Consider the following 18,490-nt stretch of genomic DNA (forward strand, 5'->3'; position numbering starts at 1 on the left):
ATTAATTAACGATCCTTAAGAATGATTGTTTAAAAACAGCTTGTTTGGAATGACCATTTGATTGATGTGGTCTAATTTATAAATACCAATAAATACATTATTTTCTGAATATAACCGAATGAGATCGTTATCTGATTCGGGTTTGGACTTTAAATCTGAAAAATTTAACCTTTTTCCAAAACGTGCATTTTGCAATTGTGTATCTTTTATAATAAAACTTGAAAAATGGTGGATAGATTGATCGATTGATATTAATTTGTGATTTAGATCATTCTCATCAACCAATTTTTGAATTTCATCTATGGACAAACATTGGTCTAAATCAATGTTTCCGGTTGCAGTTCGAACTAAAGAAAGCATTGTCGCTGGGAGATTTAACTCCCTTCCTATGTCTACACATAATGTTCGAATATACGTTCCTTTGGAGCATAATACTCTAAACTTAATTTCTGGATACTGTAGATCCAAATTAAAGTGAAGCAAATCAATTTTATGTATCGTAACTGCTCTAGGTTTTCTTTCGACTTCTTCACCTTTTCTAGCTAATTCATATAATTTTTTCCCTTTGATTTTTACTGCAGAATACATTGGAGGTATCTGTTGAATATCACCAATGAAAGTGTTTATCGTACTTTCAATTTGATCCCTGGTGACCTTCACCTGCTCTAATTGTTCAGTCACTTTACCCGTCATGTCTTCAGTGTCTGTTGAAATGCCCAATTTCAAAATCACTTCATATTCCTTAGGTAAAAGCTGGATGTACTCAACGACTCTGGTAGCCTTTCCAATACATAAAGGTAAAACCCCTGTAACTTCTGGATCCAGCGTACCTGTATGACCAATTCTTTTTATTCTTAAAATTCCCCTTACTTTTGCAACAACATCATGTGATGTCCAACCTTTTGGTTTTAAAACAGGTAAAATGCCTTCAACATTCATGAAATTTTTTTCTCCAACTCTTGTATTACATTTTTAATAACAGTTTCAATTTGTCCTTCAACCAATGCACCAGAAGCTAATATATGTCCGCCCCCATTAAAAAATTGAGCTACTTCTGCCACATTTACTTTTCCAGCTGAACGAAAACTTATCTTCACTTGATTCTCATTGACTTGTTTGAATAATACTCCAACCTCAACCCCATAAATATTTCTTGGAATATTTATAAGACCCTCAAGATCATCTGAAGAAGCCTTGGATTGTTTTATATCTTCTATTGTGACAGTCATCCAAGCAATTTGTTTGTTATTAGCAAAATTTAAAGTGGAAAGTGATTTTTCCAAAAGCGCAAGATGTGATAGGGTGAACTTTTCTAACAATTCTTCAGCAAAATGATTGGCATTAACGCCTTGTTCCAATAACTTGGATGCCAATTTCATTACTTTTGGTGTCGTATTAGAATATCTGAATCCACCCGTATCTGTAAGCAACCCAGCATATACACATTCTGCAAGTTCTTTAGTCCAAGGAATGTTAAGAAATTCAATAATATCATTTAAAACTTCAGTCGTAGAAGCTGATGTTTCCTGAATGAAATTAAGGATCCCAAAACCATCATTTGTAGGATGATGATCAATGTTTAAAATTTGAACATCATCCGAAAATGTTTGAGCTACTTTACCCATTCTTGAAAAATCTGCACAATCAACAGAAATAACATATTTATAAGGATGACTTAATTTCGTTGATGAATATTGCTGTATTTGTTTTGCTCCTTGTAACAAATGGAACTTTTTGGGGATTTCATTTTCATTCAACATGACAAATTTCTTGTTTAAATGTTGTAAAATCAATCCCATCGCACAAGTTGAGCTAATCGCATCTCCGTCTGGTTGAACATGGGATACAACTAAAAAAACATCATGATTTTGAATAAAATTCTGTATATCAGATAATACACCTTCATCTAAAAGAACACTCATACATTAGCATCCTTATTCATATCTCTTAACATCTCTTCAATACGATTACCGTATTCAATAGAGGAGTCGATTTTGAATATCAATTCAGGTATATGTCTAAGGCGAATTCTTTTCCCTAATTCAGAACGAATATATCCACTTGCCTTAGATAAACCCTGTAAAGAATCATCTTTTTCCTTTTCACTACCAAAAATGCTTAAATACACTTTTGCTTGGGATAAGTCATTTGTCACTTCCACACCTGTAACTGTAACAAAACCAACTCTCGGGTCTTTAATTTCAGTTTGGAGAATCAAACTGAGCTCTTTTTTGATCTGCTCTCCAATTCGACCTACTCTTATTTTGGCCATATGATCACCTCTCGACAGTTTCCATTACGAATGCTTCAACAATATCCCCTTCTTTGAGATCACTATAGTTCTCTATTGTTAATCCACACTCATAACCTTGAGCAACCTCTTTAGCATCATCTTTAAAACGTTTAAGGGAATCAAGCTGTCCTTCGTGAACTACGATACCCTCTCTAATTAAACGAACTTCAGCATTACGAGACATTTTACCAGAAGTTACCATGCACCCAGCAATTTTACCAACTTTACTGTTTTTAAATATATTTCTCACTTCAGCATGCCCAATTACGACTTCTTTAAATTCAGGATCTAACATCCCTTTCATCGCACTTTCAATTTCTTCAATTGCATTATAGATGATACGGTGTAAACGCACATCTACCTGCTCTTGTTCTGCAGTTGCGATGGCCCTAGGATCAGGTCTAACATTGAATCCAATAATAATGGCGTTTGAAGCAGAAGCCAAAATAATATCTGATTCAGTAATCGCTCCAGCTCCAGTATGAATGATCTTCACCCTTACACCTTCAACATTGATTTTTTCTAATGAGCCTTTTAATGCTTCAGCAGATCCTTGTACATCTGCTTTAATAATCACAGGAAGTTCCTTCATTTCTCCTTCTTGAATATGTTTGAATAAATCATCTAAAGTAATGCGGGTGTTCACATTCATTTCCTGTTGTCTTACTTCGTTTGCTCTTTTATCCGCAATGGCCTTAGCTTTCTTTTCTTCTTCAAACACGATGAAAGGATCTCCAGCTTGTGGTACTTCTGTTAGACCTGTTAATTCTACAGGGGTAGATGGACCTGCCACTTTAATTCTTCTTCCCTTATCATTTACCATGGCTCTTACGCGACCAAAACATACACCCGCTACAAAAACATTTCCGATTTCCAAAGTCCCTTGTTGAACAAGTACTCTGGCAACAGGTCCTCTTCCTTTATCAAGCTCCGCTTCAATTACAGTACCTCTTGCTCTTTTATTAGGATTTGCTTTAAGTTCTTCAACTTCTGTTACAAGTAAAATCATTTCTAAAAGTTCATCTAAACCTTCACCTTGTTTTGCGGACACATTTACGAATATGGTGTCTCCGCCCCATTCTTCAGGTACTAGATTGTACTCTGTAAGCTCTTGTTTAATTTTATCAGGATTTGCTTCTGGTTTATCTATTTTATTCACTGCAACAATAATTGGAACCTCTGCAGCTTTCGCATGATTAATGGCTTCAACTGTTTGTGGCATAACTCCATCATCTGCTGCAACAACTAAGATCGTGATATCCGTTATTTTTGAACCTCTAGCTCTCATTGTTGTAAAAGCTTCATGACCAGGGGTATCAAGGAAAGTGATCTTTTTATCATTTCTTTCTACTTGATAAGCACCAATATGTTGTGTGATACCACCCGCTTCTCCTTCAGTGACTTTTGTTTTTCTGATGGCGTCTAAAAGAGTTGTTTTTCCGTGATCAACATGTCCCATGATTGTCACTACAGCAGGTCGTTCTTTTAAATCTTTTTCATCATCTACTTCCTCAATTTCGAACTCGTCCTCTTCTACTGGGAGTCTGACATCTACTTCAACTTTGTACTCATCTGCAATAAGTTGAATTGTATCTAAATCAATCTCTTGGTTAATATTAGCCATAACCCCAAGAAATAATAATTTTTTAATCACTTCAGAAACATCTTTATGCAAAAGCTTAGCTAATTCACCTACAGACATGTTTCCTCTAACAATGATCTTTTTAGGTGTATTATCAATTTTCTCCTTTACTTCTACATTGCTGTTTTGATATCTCTTGTTCTTACCCTTATAATTTTTATACCCTCTAGAATTTGGTTGATTTCTTCTCTGTGAAGGTTTGAAATTTTTTGATGAACTATCGTTTCTTCTGTTTTGACCACTTGTGTTAGTGGAAGCCTGTTTAGTTGATTGGTTGGGTTGCTTACTTTTATTTATCTCAGATGTTTGTGTTTTTTTCATTACATGTTCCTTTTTATCATTATTTGTGACTTGTTTGTTTTGTTTCTCAGTTTGCTTTGAAGATTTTCTCTTATCTTGATGAAGATCAGCTTTTTCTGGAGCATCATTTGCTGATTTCTTTTCTGCAGCATTTTCCTTAATGTTACGGAAAAATTGTTCAACTTTTTTGATGGATTCATCTTCAATCACACTCATGTGATTATTTACTGCGATATCCATTTTTTTCAAAATTGTAATAATTTCTTTACTACTCATGTTTATGGACTTAGCATATTCATAAACTCTAAATTTTTTACTCAATACTCTTCACCTCACATCTCTTTTTCCATACAATTCATGATCATTTTTACAAAACCATCATCAGTAATTGCAATCACAACACGTTCTGCTTCTCCTAGACTTTGACCTAATTGAGAGCGATTATTATATTGGATGAGTGGAACATGATAAGAACTGCACTTATCCTTAAATTTCTTAGAAGTATTATCAGAAGCATCACTCGCAATGATAACTAATTTTGCTTCATTAGATCGAATCTTGTTTAATACTTTCTCCTCACCAGACAAGCATTTACCAGCTCGTTTTGCAAGACCTATATACGATAATATCTTGTTATTTTTTTCCATCATGTTCCTCTATTTTCGTGAAGTTTAATTCTAACTGCTCATATATTTCCCGGTCGACTTGATGTTTTAATGCTCTGTCAAGTGAATTATTTTTCATAGCTAATTGTGAGCAACTTACTGTTTTACATAAATAAGCCCCTCTACCAGACTTTTTACCTGTTGAATCAATGATCACTTCATTTTCTGGGGACCTAACGATTCGAACTAGCTCTTTTTTAGTTTTCATTTCCTGGCAAGCAACACATTTTCTCATAGGAATTTTTCGATTTCGCATAAAATCACCTTATTTCATGAGAATTTACTCAAATGATAGAAAATCTTCTTGTGGTAGATCGCTGCCTTCTTTCGGTCTACCAAACTGCTCAAAAGCTTGTGATTCACTTTTGATATCTATTTTCCAACCCGTTAATTTAGCAGCAAGTCTTGCATTCTGACCCTTGATCCCTATAGCAAGTGACAATTGAAAATCTGGCACGATCACTCTACACATTTTATCTTCTTCTAATATTTGTACCTCAAGAACTTTAGATGGACTTAATGCATTAGCAACATATTCACTAATATCTTCAGACCAATAAACAATATCAATTCTTTCACCTTTTAATTCATCTACTATGGTTTGGACTCGCATTCCTTTTTGTCCTACACAGGCACCTACTGAATCAACATCGGGGTTAGGGGAATACACTGCGATTTTAGATCGATAACCTGCTTCTCTTGCTACAGAACGAATTTCTACGATTCCGTCATAGATTTCTGGCACCTCTAGTTCAAATAATCTTTTTAATAAACCAGGGTGAGTTCTTGACAGCATAATTAAAGGACCCTTAGTTGAATTTTCAACTTTTGTGATGAAAGCTTTAATGCGATCACCTTGTTGGAATTTTTCAGTTGGCATAATCTCATTTAGGGGTAATAAACCTTCTACTCTACCTAGATTAATATATATATTTCTTGGATCCATTCTTTCTACGATGCCCGTTATGATATCTTCTTCTTTATCAATGAATTCATTAAATATAAGTCCTCTTTCAGCTTCACGAATCCTTTGAGTCACGACCTGTTTAGCTGTTTGTGCTGCAATACGACCAAAATCTCTCGGTGTGACTTCTATTTCAACGATATCATCTAAATGGTAATTTGCATTAATAGATCGTGCCGCATCGATGGAGATTTCCAATCTTGGATCTAGCACTTCTTCTACAACTGTCTTTCTTGCAAAAACTTTAATTACGCCTGTTTGTTGATTAATATCCACTCTTACATTTTGTGCGGTATAATTACGTTTGTAACTTGAAATTAATGCCGCTTCAAGAGCATCAATTAATACCTCCTTGCTAATCCCTTTTTCTCTTTCGATTTCAGTTAGAGCTTCAATAAACTCTGCATTCATTTGAAACTAGTCCCTCCTTTCAAAAAATCAAGCTAATAATCTGTGTTCAAAAATTTCCGTTTTTCAGTACAGAGAAGATTGTGTGAATATACAGAAGTTTGAACAACATCTCATATTTAAAAAAGTACAGCAAGTCTGGCACTTGCAACTTTATTTAGTGGTATTTGATGAGTCTTTTTTACTTGTTTTATTTCGATCATTTCATTTTGGAAAGAAATCAATTCTCCTTCAAATTCCTTTAATCCATCAATGGATTCGTATGTAGTAATAAAGACATTTTTATTCACAGCATTTTCAAAGTCCTTTGCCTTTTTTAATGGACGTTCAGCACCAGGTGAAGAGACTTCAAGAATGTAAGCTTCTGTTATTGGGTCAGATTCATCTAACTTTTGACTTATATATTCACTGATACGACCACAATCATCAATATCAATACCTCCGTCCTTATCAACATAAATACGTAGGTATCTATTCTCACCTTCTTTGACATACTCTATATCAACTAATTCATATCCTTCTTCTTCGATAAAGTTTTGTATCATATCTTGAACAAGACCTTTTATTTTGCTCACTTTAAACTTTGAACCCCCTAAATCAATGCGATAAATCCTTTAAATAAAAGGCAAAGAGTGGGTTTCCCCCACTCTTCTCGAAATCGCTATCTCAATTATGAGTAAATTATATCATATTGTGAAATTCCTTACAAGGTCTGTACTAAAATAATGATAGCTGGTTCGTCTCTGGTAAACCATTGAAACAACCAAATCCATTTAATGTTTCAACAACCGTTTTAGACACTTTAGAACGTTGCCTAAAATCTTCAATAGATAAAAACTCGCCACCCTCTCTAGCTTCAACGATGTTTTTAGCAGCATTCACACCAATTCCTTGAATCGCAGAAAATGGAGGGATTAAAGAATCACCATCTATTATATACTTTTCAGCATCTGATCGATATAAGTTAATGCCTTTAAATGAAAAACCACGAGCAGTCATCTCTAAAGCCATTTCTAAAATCGAGATCATACTTTTTTCTTTTGCAGTTGCTTTAAAACCCAATTCTTCAATTTCGTTTAATTTTCTCAGAATTGAATTGTACCCTTGACAAAATACATCAACATCAAAATCCTCTGTTCGAACAGAAAAGTAAGTCGCATAAAATGCAATTGGATAATGAACTTTAAAGTAAACAGTTCTTACAGCAGAAATAACATAAGCAGCCGCATGGGCCTTTGGAAACATATACTCAATTCTCAAACATGAATCAATATACCATTGCGGTATTTTGTGCTCTTTCATCGTAGCGATCCATTCATCCTTTAAACCCTTCCCTTTACGAACACTTTCAGTAATTTGAAATGCAAGACCTGCCTCCAAACCACCCTTATAAATTAAATATAACATGATGTCATCTCTACAACCAATTACCGTTTTGATCGTACACGTATTGTTTTTAATAAGTTCCTGCGCATTTCCTAACCAAACCCCCGTTCCATGAGAAAGACCTGAGATTTGCAATAAATCAGCAAAGGTTGAAGGTTTTGTTTCCTTTAACATTTGTCTTACAAATTTAGTGCCCATTTCAGGAACACCAAATGTCCCTACAGGAGATTTTATTTGATCAGGTGTAACATTTAATGCATCTGTTGAGTTAAATACGCTCATGATTTTAGGATCATTCATAGGAATGGAAGTTGGATCCACCTCCGTTAAATCCTGTAACATTCTCATCATTGTTGGATCATCATGCCCTAGAATATCTAACTTCAATAAGTTAGCATCAAAAGCATGATAATCAAAATGGGTTGTTTTCCAATCAGCTGATGTATCGTCAGCGGGAAATTGAACCGGTGTAATATCTTCAACGTCTATATAATCAGGAACAACAACAATTCCTCCTGGATGCTGTCCAGTACTTCGTTTCACTCCCGTGCATCCTGTACTTAATCTTACTACCTCAGCATTTCTCCAGCTTTTTAATTTATCTTCTTCATATTTTTTCACATATCCAAATGCTGTTTTATCTGCCACAGTACCAATTGTCCCAGCACGATAAACATTTTCTTCTCCAAAAAGCACCTTTGTATAATGATGAGCATTAGGCTGATATTCTCCAGAGAAATTCAAGTCAATATCGGGAACTTTATCTCCTTTAAATCCCAAAAACGTTTCAAATGGGATATCCTGACCATCTCCCTTTAACAAACCATCACATTTTGGACAAGTTTTATCTTCAATATCAAATCCACTGCGAACACTTCCATCCGTAAACCACTCATTATGTTTACACGTTTTACACAAATAATGAGGAGGTAACGGGTTGACCTCAGAAATACCTAACATCATAGCTACAACGGAAGATCCTACAGACCCCCGAGATCCAACTAAGTAACCATCTCGATTCGATTTTTTAACCAATTTTTCTGAAATTAAATACAAAGCTGCAAATCCTGCTTTGATGATAGGAACAAGTTCCTTCTCTAATCGTTCTATAACAATTTCAGGCAGTTCCTCACCATATATTTCCTTAGCTGTTGCATAACATGTATTTCTTATTTCCTCATCAGCCCCTTCAATGACTGGGAAAAACGGTTTGCTAGGAAACAACTCAATATCTTCAAAGCGATCTGCCAAATCATTTGTATTTTTTACAACAACTTCATAGGCTTTTTCTTCTCCAAGATGTTCAAACTCAGCTAACATTTCAGTCGTTGTTCTAAAATGCACATCGGGTTTTTCCAAATCCTTTAGTGGACTATAACCTGTAATACCGTGAATCGTAATATCTCTGTTTATTTTCTCTCTAGGTTTAAGATAATGAACATTACCTGTAGCGATCACAGGTTTATTCAATTTTTCTCCTAGATTACATATTCTTTGGTTTGCTTCCTCTAGATGCAAGCGATGTGTTACTAAACCTTTGTCTATAAGATGTTGATTTACGCCAATTGGCTGTATTTCTAAAACGTCATAAAATTGGGCTACTTCCTCTGCTTCAGCAGGCGATTTATTTAATATGGTTTCGAATAATTCACCTTTTTCACAACCCGAGGAAATGATTAAACCTTCTCTATTATCGATTAAAACACTTTTTGGAATCGTTGCAACTCTACTAAAATGTTCAGTGTGTGATAATGAAATTAATTTATATAAATTTTTCTTTCCTACCAGATTCACAGCATAAATACAACAATGGAAAGGTCTTGCTTTAGAAAGATCCAGCCCAGCATAGTCATTAAGTTGGATTACATTCGTAATATCTCTTTGTTTTAATTCCTTTAGTAAATGTACAAAAATATGTTGTAGTGCAATGGTGTCATCAATCGCTCTGTGATGATTGTCTAAACTTACTTTTAATTTATCAGCTAATGTATTTAATCTATGGTTTTTAAAATTTGGAAAAAGAAACCTAGCCAGTTCTAAAGTATCTATAACTGCATTATCTGCCTGTTCCAATCCACATTTCTCACATGCTGCTTGAACAAATCCTGCATCAAATCTAGCATTATGAGCTACTAAAATAGCATCCCCTATAAACTGAATAAATTTAGGAAAGACATCTTTAAGATCTGGCGCATCTACAACCATATCATCCGTAATATTCGTCAATTGACTTATGTTATATGGTATTTTTTCATGCGGGTTCACAAAAGAGGTAAATCTCTCTATTTCTTCCCCGTTTTTGACCTTCACTCCAGCAATTTCGATGATATTATGATTTGTAACGGAAAGACCAGTGGTCTCCAAGTCAAAAATGACATAAGTAGCATCTTGCAAAGAAACATTGAAAGGGTTCAGCGCAATTGGAATCGCATCATTAACAACATTCGCCTCTACCCCATAAATCATTTTTATATTGTTTTTACTCGCTGTCCAAAAAGCTTCCGGAAACGCTTGTACATTACCATGGTCAGTTACAGCAATCGCTTTATGACCCCACTTAGCTGCAGTTTTTATATAATCACCGATGGAAGTAATCCCATCCATTGTACTCATATTGCTATGAAGATGGAATTCAACACGTTTTTCCTTCTCATGATCCTTGCGTTCGAAATTAGCTGGAGCAACGATTTCATTCAAATCCATTGGAATCATCGTCAATTCATGCACGGGAAGAAAGGTATCATATTCAACTTTCCCTCTTAATTTTATCCATACTCCATTTTTTAACAATGATAATTTTTTTACATCTTCCTTTTTCTTTGTAAATATTTTGACTTTAATAGAGTCTGTAAAATCAGTTAGTATAAATTGAGTTAAAGTCGTACCTGTTTTAAGTTCCCTCATTTCTAAATTGAGGACTGTTCCTTGGATGACCGTTTTTTTCTCTTCATCCGTAATTTGTTGAATCGGAACAGATGGTTCATCTATCTTTTTCCCAAGTAAAAGCACCAGTTCTCCTTCAGGGATTTCTTTTTCAATCTCTCTTGGTGCTGAATCCAATATAGCTTGAGTTGCAGATCGCTCTTCTTCTTCTAATTTCTCGGCAAAACGATCGTATTCCTCAATTCTATTCATATCAACAGAGAAGTTAATAGAGAAGTTTCTAGAAAAAAAATCAATAAAAAATTGTTTGATGCTCTCATCCAATTTCTTCTTCTTTGCCAATTCTATACCTGTTTCATCTAATAAAGAAACATTGATCGTTTGATCATTCACTTCAACCTTTGCTTTACTAAACCAACCATTTACTGATGTTTGTTCTTTTTGAATCCAATCTAGAAATAGTCCCCAATACTCAGAGACTAACTCTTGGTTTGTAATAGAATTAGAAAAACAAAAGTTAAACCGAATTTTTGCAATATGGGCGAATTTTTTTTGAATTTGTTTACAAAATTGTCTATAAACTTTTTGTGGGATCATATGATCTTTGATAATATGAATATTCCAATCATTATGATGTCGATTGCAAATTACCTTTTCGATAAATCCATCAGAAAAATAAGAATTCACAATTTCCTGTGGAATTTCTGCCTGTTTCATCAACAATTCAAACCGTATTCTTTTTTCTTGATTATGTATACTATTTATAATGTTCCCCTCCCAATTGCAACAAGCCAGACATAGATTCTTCATCTTTATATCTGGCTTGTTATGAAACTTTCAATAATGTTAATGCTTCCTTATTATGAATGATAAGTTAATAGGATTTTCCAAATACAACAGTATGTTTTGCAGGTTCTTCACAAACCAAACATTTGCCTTTATGTTCAGTTACAACCGTTGGGATATTTCTGCTTGTTGCACCTGTCTCCTCTTTCACTTGATGTTCGCAAGCTTCAGAACCGCACCAACCTGCTAATACAAAACCTCTTTGTTTTTCCATAGCAGATTTCATTTCATCAATGTTTTCCACCGAGCTAAAATGTGAGTCCATAAAACTTTTTGCATTATCGTACATTTGTTTTTGAATCTCATCCAACATTTTTGATACTTCTTCATTTAACTGATCTTGAGGTACAAACTTCTTTTCCCCAGAAATTCTAGATACAAGAACAACTTGTCCTTTTTCCATATCACGAGGTCCAAGTTCAATTCTAATTGGAACCCCTCTCATTTCATACTCATTAAACTTCCATCCAGGACTTTGATCTGTACGTGTATCAATACGTACTCTTACACCAGCTTGTTTTAACCCATTCATTAATTCCATACTTTTATTTGTTACTTCTTCTCTTTTCTTTGCTGGACCAATTGGAATCATAATCACTTGAGTTGGTGCTACTTTAGGAGGTACAACTAACCCTTTGTCATCTCCATGAACCATAATCATTGCACCTATTAATCTTGTGCTTACACCCCAAGATGTCGTATAAGCATGCTGCTGTTTATTATCACGATCTAAATATTGAATATCAAATGCTTGGGAAAAATTAGTACCTAAATAGTGAGACGTACCAGCTTGAACTGCTTTTCCATCTTTCATCATCGCTTCAATAGAAAAAGTATCTATAGCTCCGGCAAATTTTTCCGATGGCGTTTTCTGACCTACGATTACAGGTATGCTTAAAAAGTCCTCTACAAATTCACGATAAATATCTAACATTTGCATGGTCTCTGCTCTAGCTTCCTCTTCAGTTTCGTGTGCAGTATGTCCTTCCTGCCATAAAAACTCGCTCGTTCTTAAAAACGGAAGTGTTCGTTTCTCCCAGCGAACTACATTCGCCCATTGATTAATTAATACAGGAAGATCTCTATAAGATTGGATCCATTTTGAATACATGTGTCCGATCATCGTTTCTGAAGTTGGTCTGATCGCCAAACGCTCTTCTAATTGTTCACCTGCAGCTTCTGTAACCCAAGGTAATTCTGGATTAAAACCTTCAACATGTTCTTTTTCTTTTTGAAAAAAGCTTTCAGGAATAAAAAGAGGAAAATATGCATTTCGATGCCCAGTTTCTTTAAATTTAGAATCAAGCTCCTTTTGCATCATCTCCCAAATCTCAAACCCTTCAGGTTTAAAAACGATACACCCTCTGACTGGAGAATAATCCATCAAATCTGCTTTTTTAATCACATCAATATACCATCTAGAAAAATCCTCTTGTTGAGGCGTAATTTCTCTCACCATTTTTTTGTCCTTAGACATAATAAACCTCCCGAAATAATTAACCTTTAAACAATCTTAATATATCGTTATAAGTAACTGCAATCATAAGTAACATTAGTACAGCAAAACCGATAAAGTGAACCATACTCTCCCGATTTGGATCGACAGGTTTTCCACGCACAGCTTCAATTCCGAAAAACATTAAGCGGCTTCCGTCCAAAGCTGGAAATGGGAGTAAATTGAAAATTCCTAAATATAAACTAATCATCGCCACAAACCCAACTAATGTATCCACACCATAACTAACCGCTTCACCTGTCATTTCAGTAATACGTATAGGTCCTCCTAAATCATCTAACGAAAATTGCAAGGTAACCAACATTTTTAAACTGATGAATATTTGTTCCGTAACGTTCCACATCGTTTTAGAAGAATATGTGATACCTTCAACGATGGAATCAGGGCTTCTTTTTTCTAGTTGAATAGATATTCCAACTTTTCCACTACCTGCTTCATCGGGTTTCGGAGTGACCTGAAGTTGAATTTCAGACTGAGCACGAGATACAGTCCAATTCATGGGTTGGTCGGCTGATTGTGAAATTAGAGTGAGTAATTTCTCATTGTCTGTTCCAATCGTCTCACCATTCACTTCTATAATTAGATCATTTGATTCTAATCCCGCTGTTTCAGCCGGGGAATCACTCACTACCGTACCTACCTGCAAATGAGTCGGATTTTCAATAGGTATTCCACTCATATAAATAAAAGTTATAAATAAGAAAAAAGCAAGAATAAAATTCATTACTGGTCCAGCTACAATGACTAGTGCTCTCTGAGCAATCGTTTTACTTCCAAATTGACGATTCCATGGAGCGATTTGAGTCTCTTTCCCTTTTGTCTCCATCATTGCTTTTTCATGTACATCTAAATCTTGCAGTTCACCATCAACATCTAATTTGATATTTAATTTATGCTCAAGATCAATGCTTTCAACAGTCCCTTGAATCACATCAGTTCTTTGATCTAATTGATCTAAATAAATATGAGTTACTTTATCATTTTCTATTTTAACTGCAATGGTTTGACCAGGGTTAATTTGAACGATTTCTGGATCCTCACCAGCCATTCGTACATAACCACCCATCGGTAGTAAACGAAATGTATATCGAGTTTCATTTCTTTTTACAGATAGTAGCTTTGGACCAAATCCGATTGCAAATTCTCTGACTAGAATACCTACTCGTTTCGCAAAGTAAAAATGCCCCCACTCATGAATACCTACTAATAAAAAGAACATGAGAAGAGCAATAATAATCACTTCTACAGTCAATAGATTTCCCTCCTTATTTCACTAGTACAATAACTTATAAAAGTATACCTAGCTCAGTTATCCTACAATCATTTTATTAAACTTTCATAAACAGTATGTCCTAAGATTATCATGATTGCAAATGGAAAAACAAGTCGTTAGCAATTGCTGCTAACTAGAGGAAGAAACGTTATGCGCACTTTCTCTAGCCCATTTATCTATTTCCAAAAGTTCGTCTAGTTGAGGAAATGCCGTTACAGCATGTTTCTCTAAAACTTTATGTATTATTTTTTCAATGTGTAAAAATTCAATTTCACCTTTTAAAAACTTAGAAACTGCCACTTCATTAGCCGCATTAAAAACAGTGGTCGCTGATCCACCTATTTTTCCACAGTCAAAAGCCATTTTTAAACAAGGAAATCGATTAAAGTCCATTTGGTTAAAATTCAACCTACCAAGTAATGCTAAATCTAATGGTTCAGTTGATGTTTTTAATCTTCTTGGATAGGTTAATGCATATTGAATGGGCACTCTCATATCAGGATTACCTAACTGAGCAATAACACTACAATCGTTAAACTCTACAAAAGAGTGTACGATGCTTTCAGGATGTATGATTACATCAATTTTTTCATATGCGATATCAAATAACCAGTGTGCTTCTATTACCTCTAAACCTTTGTTAACCATGGTCGCTGAATCGATCGTAATTTTAGCACCCATTGACCAATTAGGGTGTGATAAGGCTTCCTTTACAGTTACACCGACCAGTTCTTCTCTAGATCGATCTCGAAAGGAACCACCTGAAGCAGTCAAAGTGATTTTCGATATTTCTGAATGAGATTCTCCATTTAAACACTGAAAAATCGCAGAATGCTCACTGTCTATTGGGAGTAAATCTACTTCATGTTTTTGTGTTAATTGTTTTATAATATGTCCAGCAGTAACAAGAGTTTCCTTATTAGCTAAACCAATATGTTTCCCAGCTTCAATAGCACTTATTGTTGGTTTTAATCCCTGACTGCCAACCAACGCATTTACTACAAAGGATGCATCAGTGTTTGCTGCAACTTCAATTAAACCTTCCTCACCATAAAAGACTTCTATTGAAGAAGAAATGAGAGGTTTTAATTGTTCAGCTAATGATTTGGTAGCAACTGAAACTTTTTTTGGACGGAAAGTATTAATTTGTTCTACAAAGAGAGGTAAGTTTGAACCTGCTGCCAAACCATCAATAATGAAATCTTCATTGTACAGAGAAATGACATCTAATGTTTGAGTGCCAATGGAACCAGTTGAGCCTAGTAAAGATATATGTTTACTCAAAAAAACACCTCACAAGTTGCTGCTATAAAATATGGAATATATGAAGTAATGGAAAAACAATGATCCAGCTATCACAACGGTCAAGAATCCCACCATGTCCAGGTAATATATTTCCAGAATCCTTAACATCATACACACGTTTATATGCGGATTGAATAAGATCACCTAACTGTGAAAAAATAGAGATTATGATAGCAAGTGTGATTGCTTGTTGTAGTTCTAATAAATCTGGATTGAAAAATGAAAAAATAATAGCAGCAAGCAATGTAATAAGAATTCCACCAATAGAACCCTCAATTGTTTTCTTGGGACTTATGGAAGGCCATAATGGATGTTTTCCAAAGGCTAGTCCAGAGAAATAAGCTCCTGCATCGGTTAACCAAATGGATATAAATATGAATAAAGCCCAAAACAGTCCATTTTCTATAAATAATGTGAGCGCCATATAATGAAATCCGAATCCGATATAAATGGCACCTAGAAAAAGAAGTGATATTTTTTTAATATCCTGTTTATTTTTTGACATCACTGAAGTTAGAAAATACAATAACAGCATACCCCAAATGACTGATTCTAAAGACAGTGATTCAAATAATGAAACGCCCATTTCCGACCACGGTAAAACTAAATAAATAACAAAAACAAACCCTAAAACAGATGAAAATTGACCCACCTTATTTTGAGTTATTCTTACGTATTCGAAATAGCCTATTAATGATAATAACAACATAAACATTGCGAACCAAATATGTCCTAAAAATAGAAAGACCATAAATAGTACTAATGCTAGTGCACCTGTTACAATTCTTTGTATCAAAAAAGCTCCCTCCACTTGTGAATTATAATCCACCGTATCTTCTAGCTCGATTTTGATATTCAACTATTGCTTTTACAAATTGGTCTTCATCAAATTCAGGCCAGTATGCATCCGTAAACCACAATTCTGAATAAGCTAATTGCCAAAGCATAAAATTACTGATTCGCAATTCACCACTTGTACGTATTAATAAGTCAGGATCAGGTAAACCAGATGTATGTAAAAATGAAGAAAAAGTTTCCTCTGTTATTTCCTTTTCATTTACTTCACCTGAATGAATCGCATTTATTAAACGATTAAAACCTTGGATCATTTCATCCCTGCTGCCATAATTCAAAGCAAAATTTAGTATTAGACCTGTATTATGTTTTGTTAAATCAATTGCTTTTTCTATAGATTTCAAAGTATAATCAGGCAGTCCTACCTTATTGCCTATCATTTTTATTTGTATATTATTTTCAATGAGTTCATCTATCATCATGGGAAAAAATTCTTCTGGGAGTTTCATTAAGAAATCAACTTCATCTTTTGGTCGTTTCCAATTTTCCGTAGAAAAAGCATACAAAGTTAACACATCAATTCCCATTCTATTAGCTGCAATCGTAATGGATCTTACATTTTTCATTCCTGCATGATGACCCATTACTCTTGGCAGTCCTTGTTTCTTTGCCCATCTTCCATTCCCGTCCATGATAATGGCTACATGTTTAGGAATATTCTTCTGATTCATATCTGACAGTAAATTCCTCTGTTCAGTAACTTTGTTTCCAAACCATTTTTTTAATAGTCTTAACATCATTTTTTCCTCCAAAAAAAGGAATTCTGATTAAATGAAAACCCCACCATATGGGGGGATTCGATGTCATAACATCATGATATTATACATCCATAATTTCTTTTTCTTTTATAATGAGTAACTCATCTACCGATGCTACATATTTATTCGTTAATTTTTGAATATCTTCTTGGTGACGACGAGATTCATCTTCTGAAATTTCGGTTTTTTCAAGTTTTTTAATCTCATCATTAGCATCTCTTCTTATGTTACGAATAGCAACTTTTGCTTCTTCGCCAGACTTTTTAGTTGCTTTAACTAATTCCATTCTGCGCTCTTCCGTAAGTGGAGGGATAGAAATACGAATAATTTCACCGTCATTCATTGGAGTTAATCCCAAATCAGATTTCAAAATTGCTTTCTCTATATCACTTAACACCGTTTTATCCCAAGGTTGAATGATCAGTGTACGTGGATCAGGTGTATTAATGTTACCTACTTGATTTAATGGAGTTGGTGTTCCATAATAATCCACTTGGATTCGATCTAAGATAGCAGGATTAGCACGACCTGCTCGCATTGAAGATAAATCTCTTTTAAGTACTTGAACTGCTTTGTCCATTCTTGATTCAGCATTACTTTTAACTGATTGAGGCATCATTCAGCACTCCCTTTCCTCTTCACTACCGTACCAATTTTTTCTCCTAATACAACACGTTTAATATTCCCATTCTCTGTGATTGAAAAGATAATTAAAGGAATGTTATTGTCCATACATAAAGATGAAGCTGTAGAATCCATTACTCCTAAATTTTGATTTAAAACTTCCATATAAGTAAGTGTATCATATTTTTCAGCGGTTTTATCCTTAAATGGATCAGCAGAATATACACCATCGACTTTATTTTTAGCCATTAATATAACTTCTGCTTCAAGCTCAGCTGCACGTAAAGCTGCTGTTGTATCTGTTGAGAAATAAGGGTTCCCAGTTCCAGAAGCAAAAATGACAACTCTACCTTTTTCCAAGTGTCTAATGGCTTTTCTTCGAATATAAGGTTCAGCAATTTGTTTCATCTCAATAGAGGTTTGCACACGCGTCGGAACCTGAATATTTTCTAGCGCATCTTGCAATGCTAATGAATTCATAACCGTAGCCAACATTCCCATATAATCTGCTGTGGCTCTATCGATTCCTTGTTCACTACCTGCAATCCCTCTCCATATATTGCCTCCACCAACAACAACGGCTACTTCAACACCTAATTCAATAACATCCTTGATTTGATATGCTATAGATGTAATGACATCTGATTCAATTCCGTACCCAGCATTCCCTGATAAAGCTTCACCACTCAACTTTAATATTACGCGTTTAAACTTAGGTTGTTCCAAGTATTTGCCCCCCCTTTTTTCTATAAGTATGTATTTATATATGGCA

General features: G+C 34.7%; 16 protein-coding genes. All 16 read right to left on the reverse strand.

What is annotated here, in order from left to right:
* Positions 1–15 precede the first annotated feature (15 nt).
* Positions 16–939, reverse strand: coding sequence for a tRNA pseudouridine(55) synthase TruB (gene truB / locus EPK97_RS01020; protein WP_162034733.1), 924 nt, complete (start codon positions 937–939; stop codon positions 16–18).
* Positions 936–1,922 carry a DHH family phosphoesterase gene (locus EPK97_RS01025; RefSeq protein ID WP_162034734.1) on the reverse strand — a complete coding sequence of 329 codons (987 nt, stop codon included), beginning with the start codon at positions 1,920–1,922 and terminating at the stop codon, positions 936–938. The genes truB and EPK97_RS01025 overlap by 4 nt, the downstream gene beginning before the upstream one ends.
* Positions 1,919–2,272 (reverse strand): 30S ribosome-binding factor RbfA, encoded by a 354-nt coding sequence (gene rbfA, locus EPK97_RS01030; RefSeq protein ID WP_162034735.1) that lies wholly within the window; start codon positions 2,270–2,272, stop codon positions 1,919–1,921. Before rbfA ends, EPK97_RS01025 begins: the two co-directional genes overlap by 4 nt.
* 4 nt (positions 2,273–2,276) lie before the next feature.
* On the reverse strand, positions 2,277–4,511 hold the full coding sequence (gene infB, locus EPK97_RS01035; protein ID WP_240903681.1) for a translation initiation factor IF-2: 2,235 nt from the start codon (positions 4,509–4,511) through the stop codon (positions 2,277–2,279).
* A gap of 56 nt (positions 4,512–4,567) precedes the next feature.
* The gene (locus tag EPK97_RS01040; protein WP_420826762.1) at positions 4,568–4,882 is read right to left on the reverse strand and encodes a YlxQ family RNA-binding protein; all 315 of its coding nucleotides are present in this window, start codon (positions 4,880–4,882) and stop codon (positions 4,568–4,570) included.
* Positions 4,869–5,156, reverse strand: coding sequence for an RNase P modulator RnpM (gene rnpM / locus EPK97_RS01045; protein WP_162034738.1), 288 nt, complete (start codon positions 5,154–5,156; stop codon positions 4,869–4,871). The genes EPK97_RS01040 and rnpM overlap by 14 nt, the downstream gene beginning before the upstream one ends.
* Before the next feature lie 24 nt (positions 5,157–5,180).
* Positions 5,181–6,275 (reverse strand): transcription termination factor NusA, encoded by a 1,095-nt coding sequence (gene nusA, locus EPK97_RS01050; RefSeq protein ID WP_162034740.1) that lies wholly within the window; start codon positions 6,273–6,275, stop codon positions 5,181–5,183.
* 116 nt (positions 6,276–6,391) lie between these two features.
* A complete protein-coding gene (gene rimP, locus EPK97_RS01055) occupies positions 6,392–6,847 on the reverse strand; it encodes a ribosome maturation factor RimP (RefSeq protein ID WP_338075632.1) in 456 nt (151 codons plus the stop codon).
* A gap of 142 nt (positions 6,848–6,989) precedes the next feature.
* Positions 6,990–11,351 carry a PolC-type DNA polymerase III gene (locus EPK97_RS01060; protein WP_162034742.1) on the reverse strand — a complete coding sequence of 1,454 codons (4,362 nt, stop codon included), beginning with the start codon at positions 11,349–11,351 and terminating at the stop codon, positions 6,990–6,992.
* A gap of 64 nt (positions 11,352–11,415) precedes the next feature.
* Positions 11,416–12,864 carry a proline--tRNA ligase gene (gene proS / locus EPK97_RS01065; RefSeq protein WP_162034744.1) on the reverse strand — a complete coding sequence of 483 codons (1,449 nt, stop codon included), beginning with the start codon at positions 12,862–12,864 and terminating at the stop codon, positions 11,416–11,418.
* A 19-nt stretch (positions 12,865–12,883) separates the two neighbouring features.
* Positions 12,884–14,155 (reverse strand): RIP metalloprotease RseP, encoded by a 1,272-nt coding sequence (gene rseP / locus EPK97_RS01070; RefSeq protein WP_276609459.1) that lies wholly within the window; start codon positions 14,153–14,155, stop codon positions 12,884–12,886.
* A gap of 150 nt (positions 14,156–14,305) precedes the next feature.
* Positions 14,306–15,460, reverse strand: coding sequence for a 1-deoxy-D-xylulose-5-phosphate reductoisomerase (locus tag EPK97_RS01075; protein WP_162034745.1), 1,155 nt, complete (start codon positions 15,458–15,460; stop codon positions 14,306–14,308).
* A 22-nt stretch (positions 15,461–15,482) separates the two neighbouring features.
* Positions 15,483–16,277: a phosphatidate cytidylyltransferase gene (locus EPK97_RS01080; protein WP_162034746.1), complete on the reverse strand. Its 795-nt coding sequence runs from the start codon at positions 16,275–16,277 to the stop codon at positions 15,483–15,485.
* Between the two features lie 22 nt (positions 16,278–16,299).
* On the reverse strand, positions 16,300–17,073 hold the full coding sequence (locus EPK97_RS01085) for an isoprenyl transferase (protein WP_162034748.1): 774 nt from the start codon (positions 17,071–17,073) through the stop codon (positions 16,300–16,302).
* Between the two features lie 82 nt (positions 17,074–17,155).
* Positions 17,156–17,710 carry a ribosome recycling factor gene (gene frr, locus EPK97_RS01090; RefSeq protein ID WP_162034750.1) on the reverse strand — a complete coding sequence of 185 codons (555 nt, stop codon included), beginning with the start codon at positions 17,708–17,710 and terminating at the stop codon, positions 17,156–17,158.
* Positions 17,710–18,444 carry a UMP kinase gene (pyrH, locus tag EPK97_RS01095; RefSeq protein WP_162034751.1) on the reverse strand — a complete coding sequence of 245 codons (735 nt, stop codon included), beginning with the start codon at positions 18,442–18,444 and terminating at the stop codon, positions 17,710–17,712. Before pyrH ends, frr begins: the two co-directional genes overlap by 1 nt.
* Between the last annotated feature and the right edge of the window lie 46 nt (positions 18,445–18,490).

This window comes from Chengkuizengella sediminis (assembly GCF_010078385.1).
GTDB lineage: Bacteria > Bacillota > Bacilli > Paenibacillales > KCTC-33759 > Chengkuizengella > Chengkuizengella sediminis.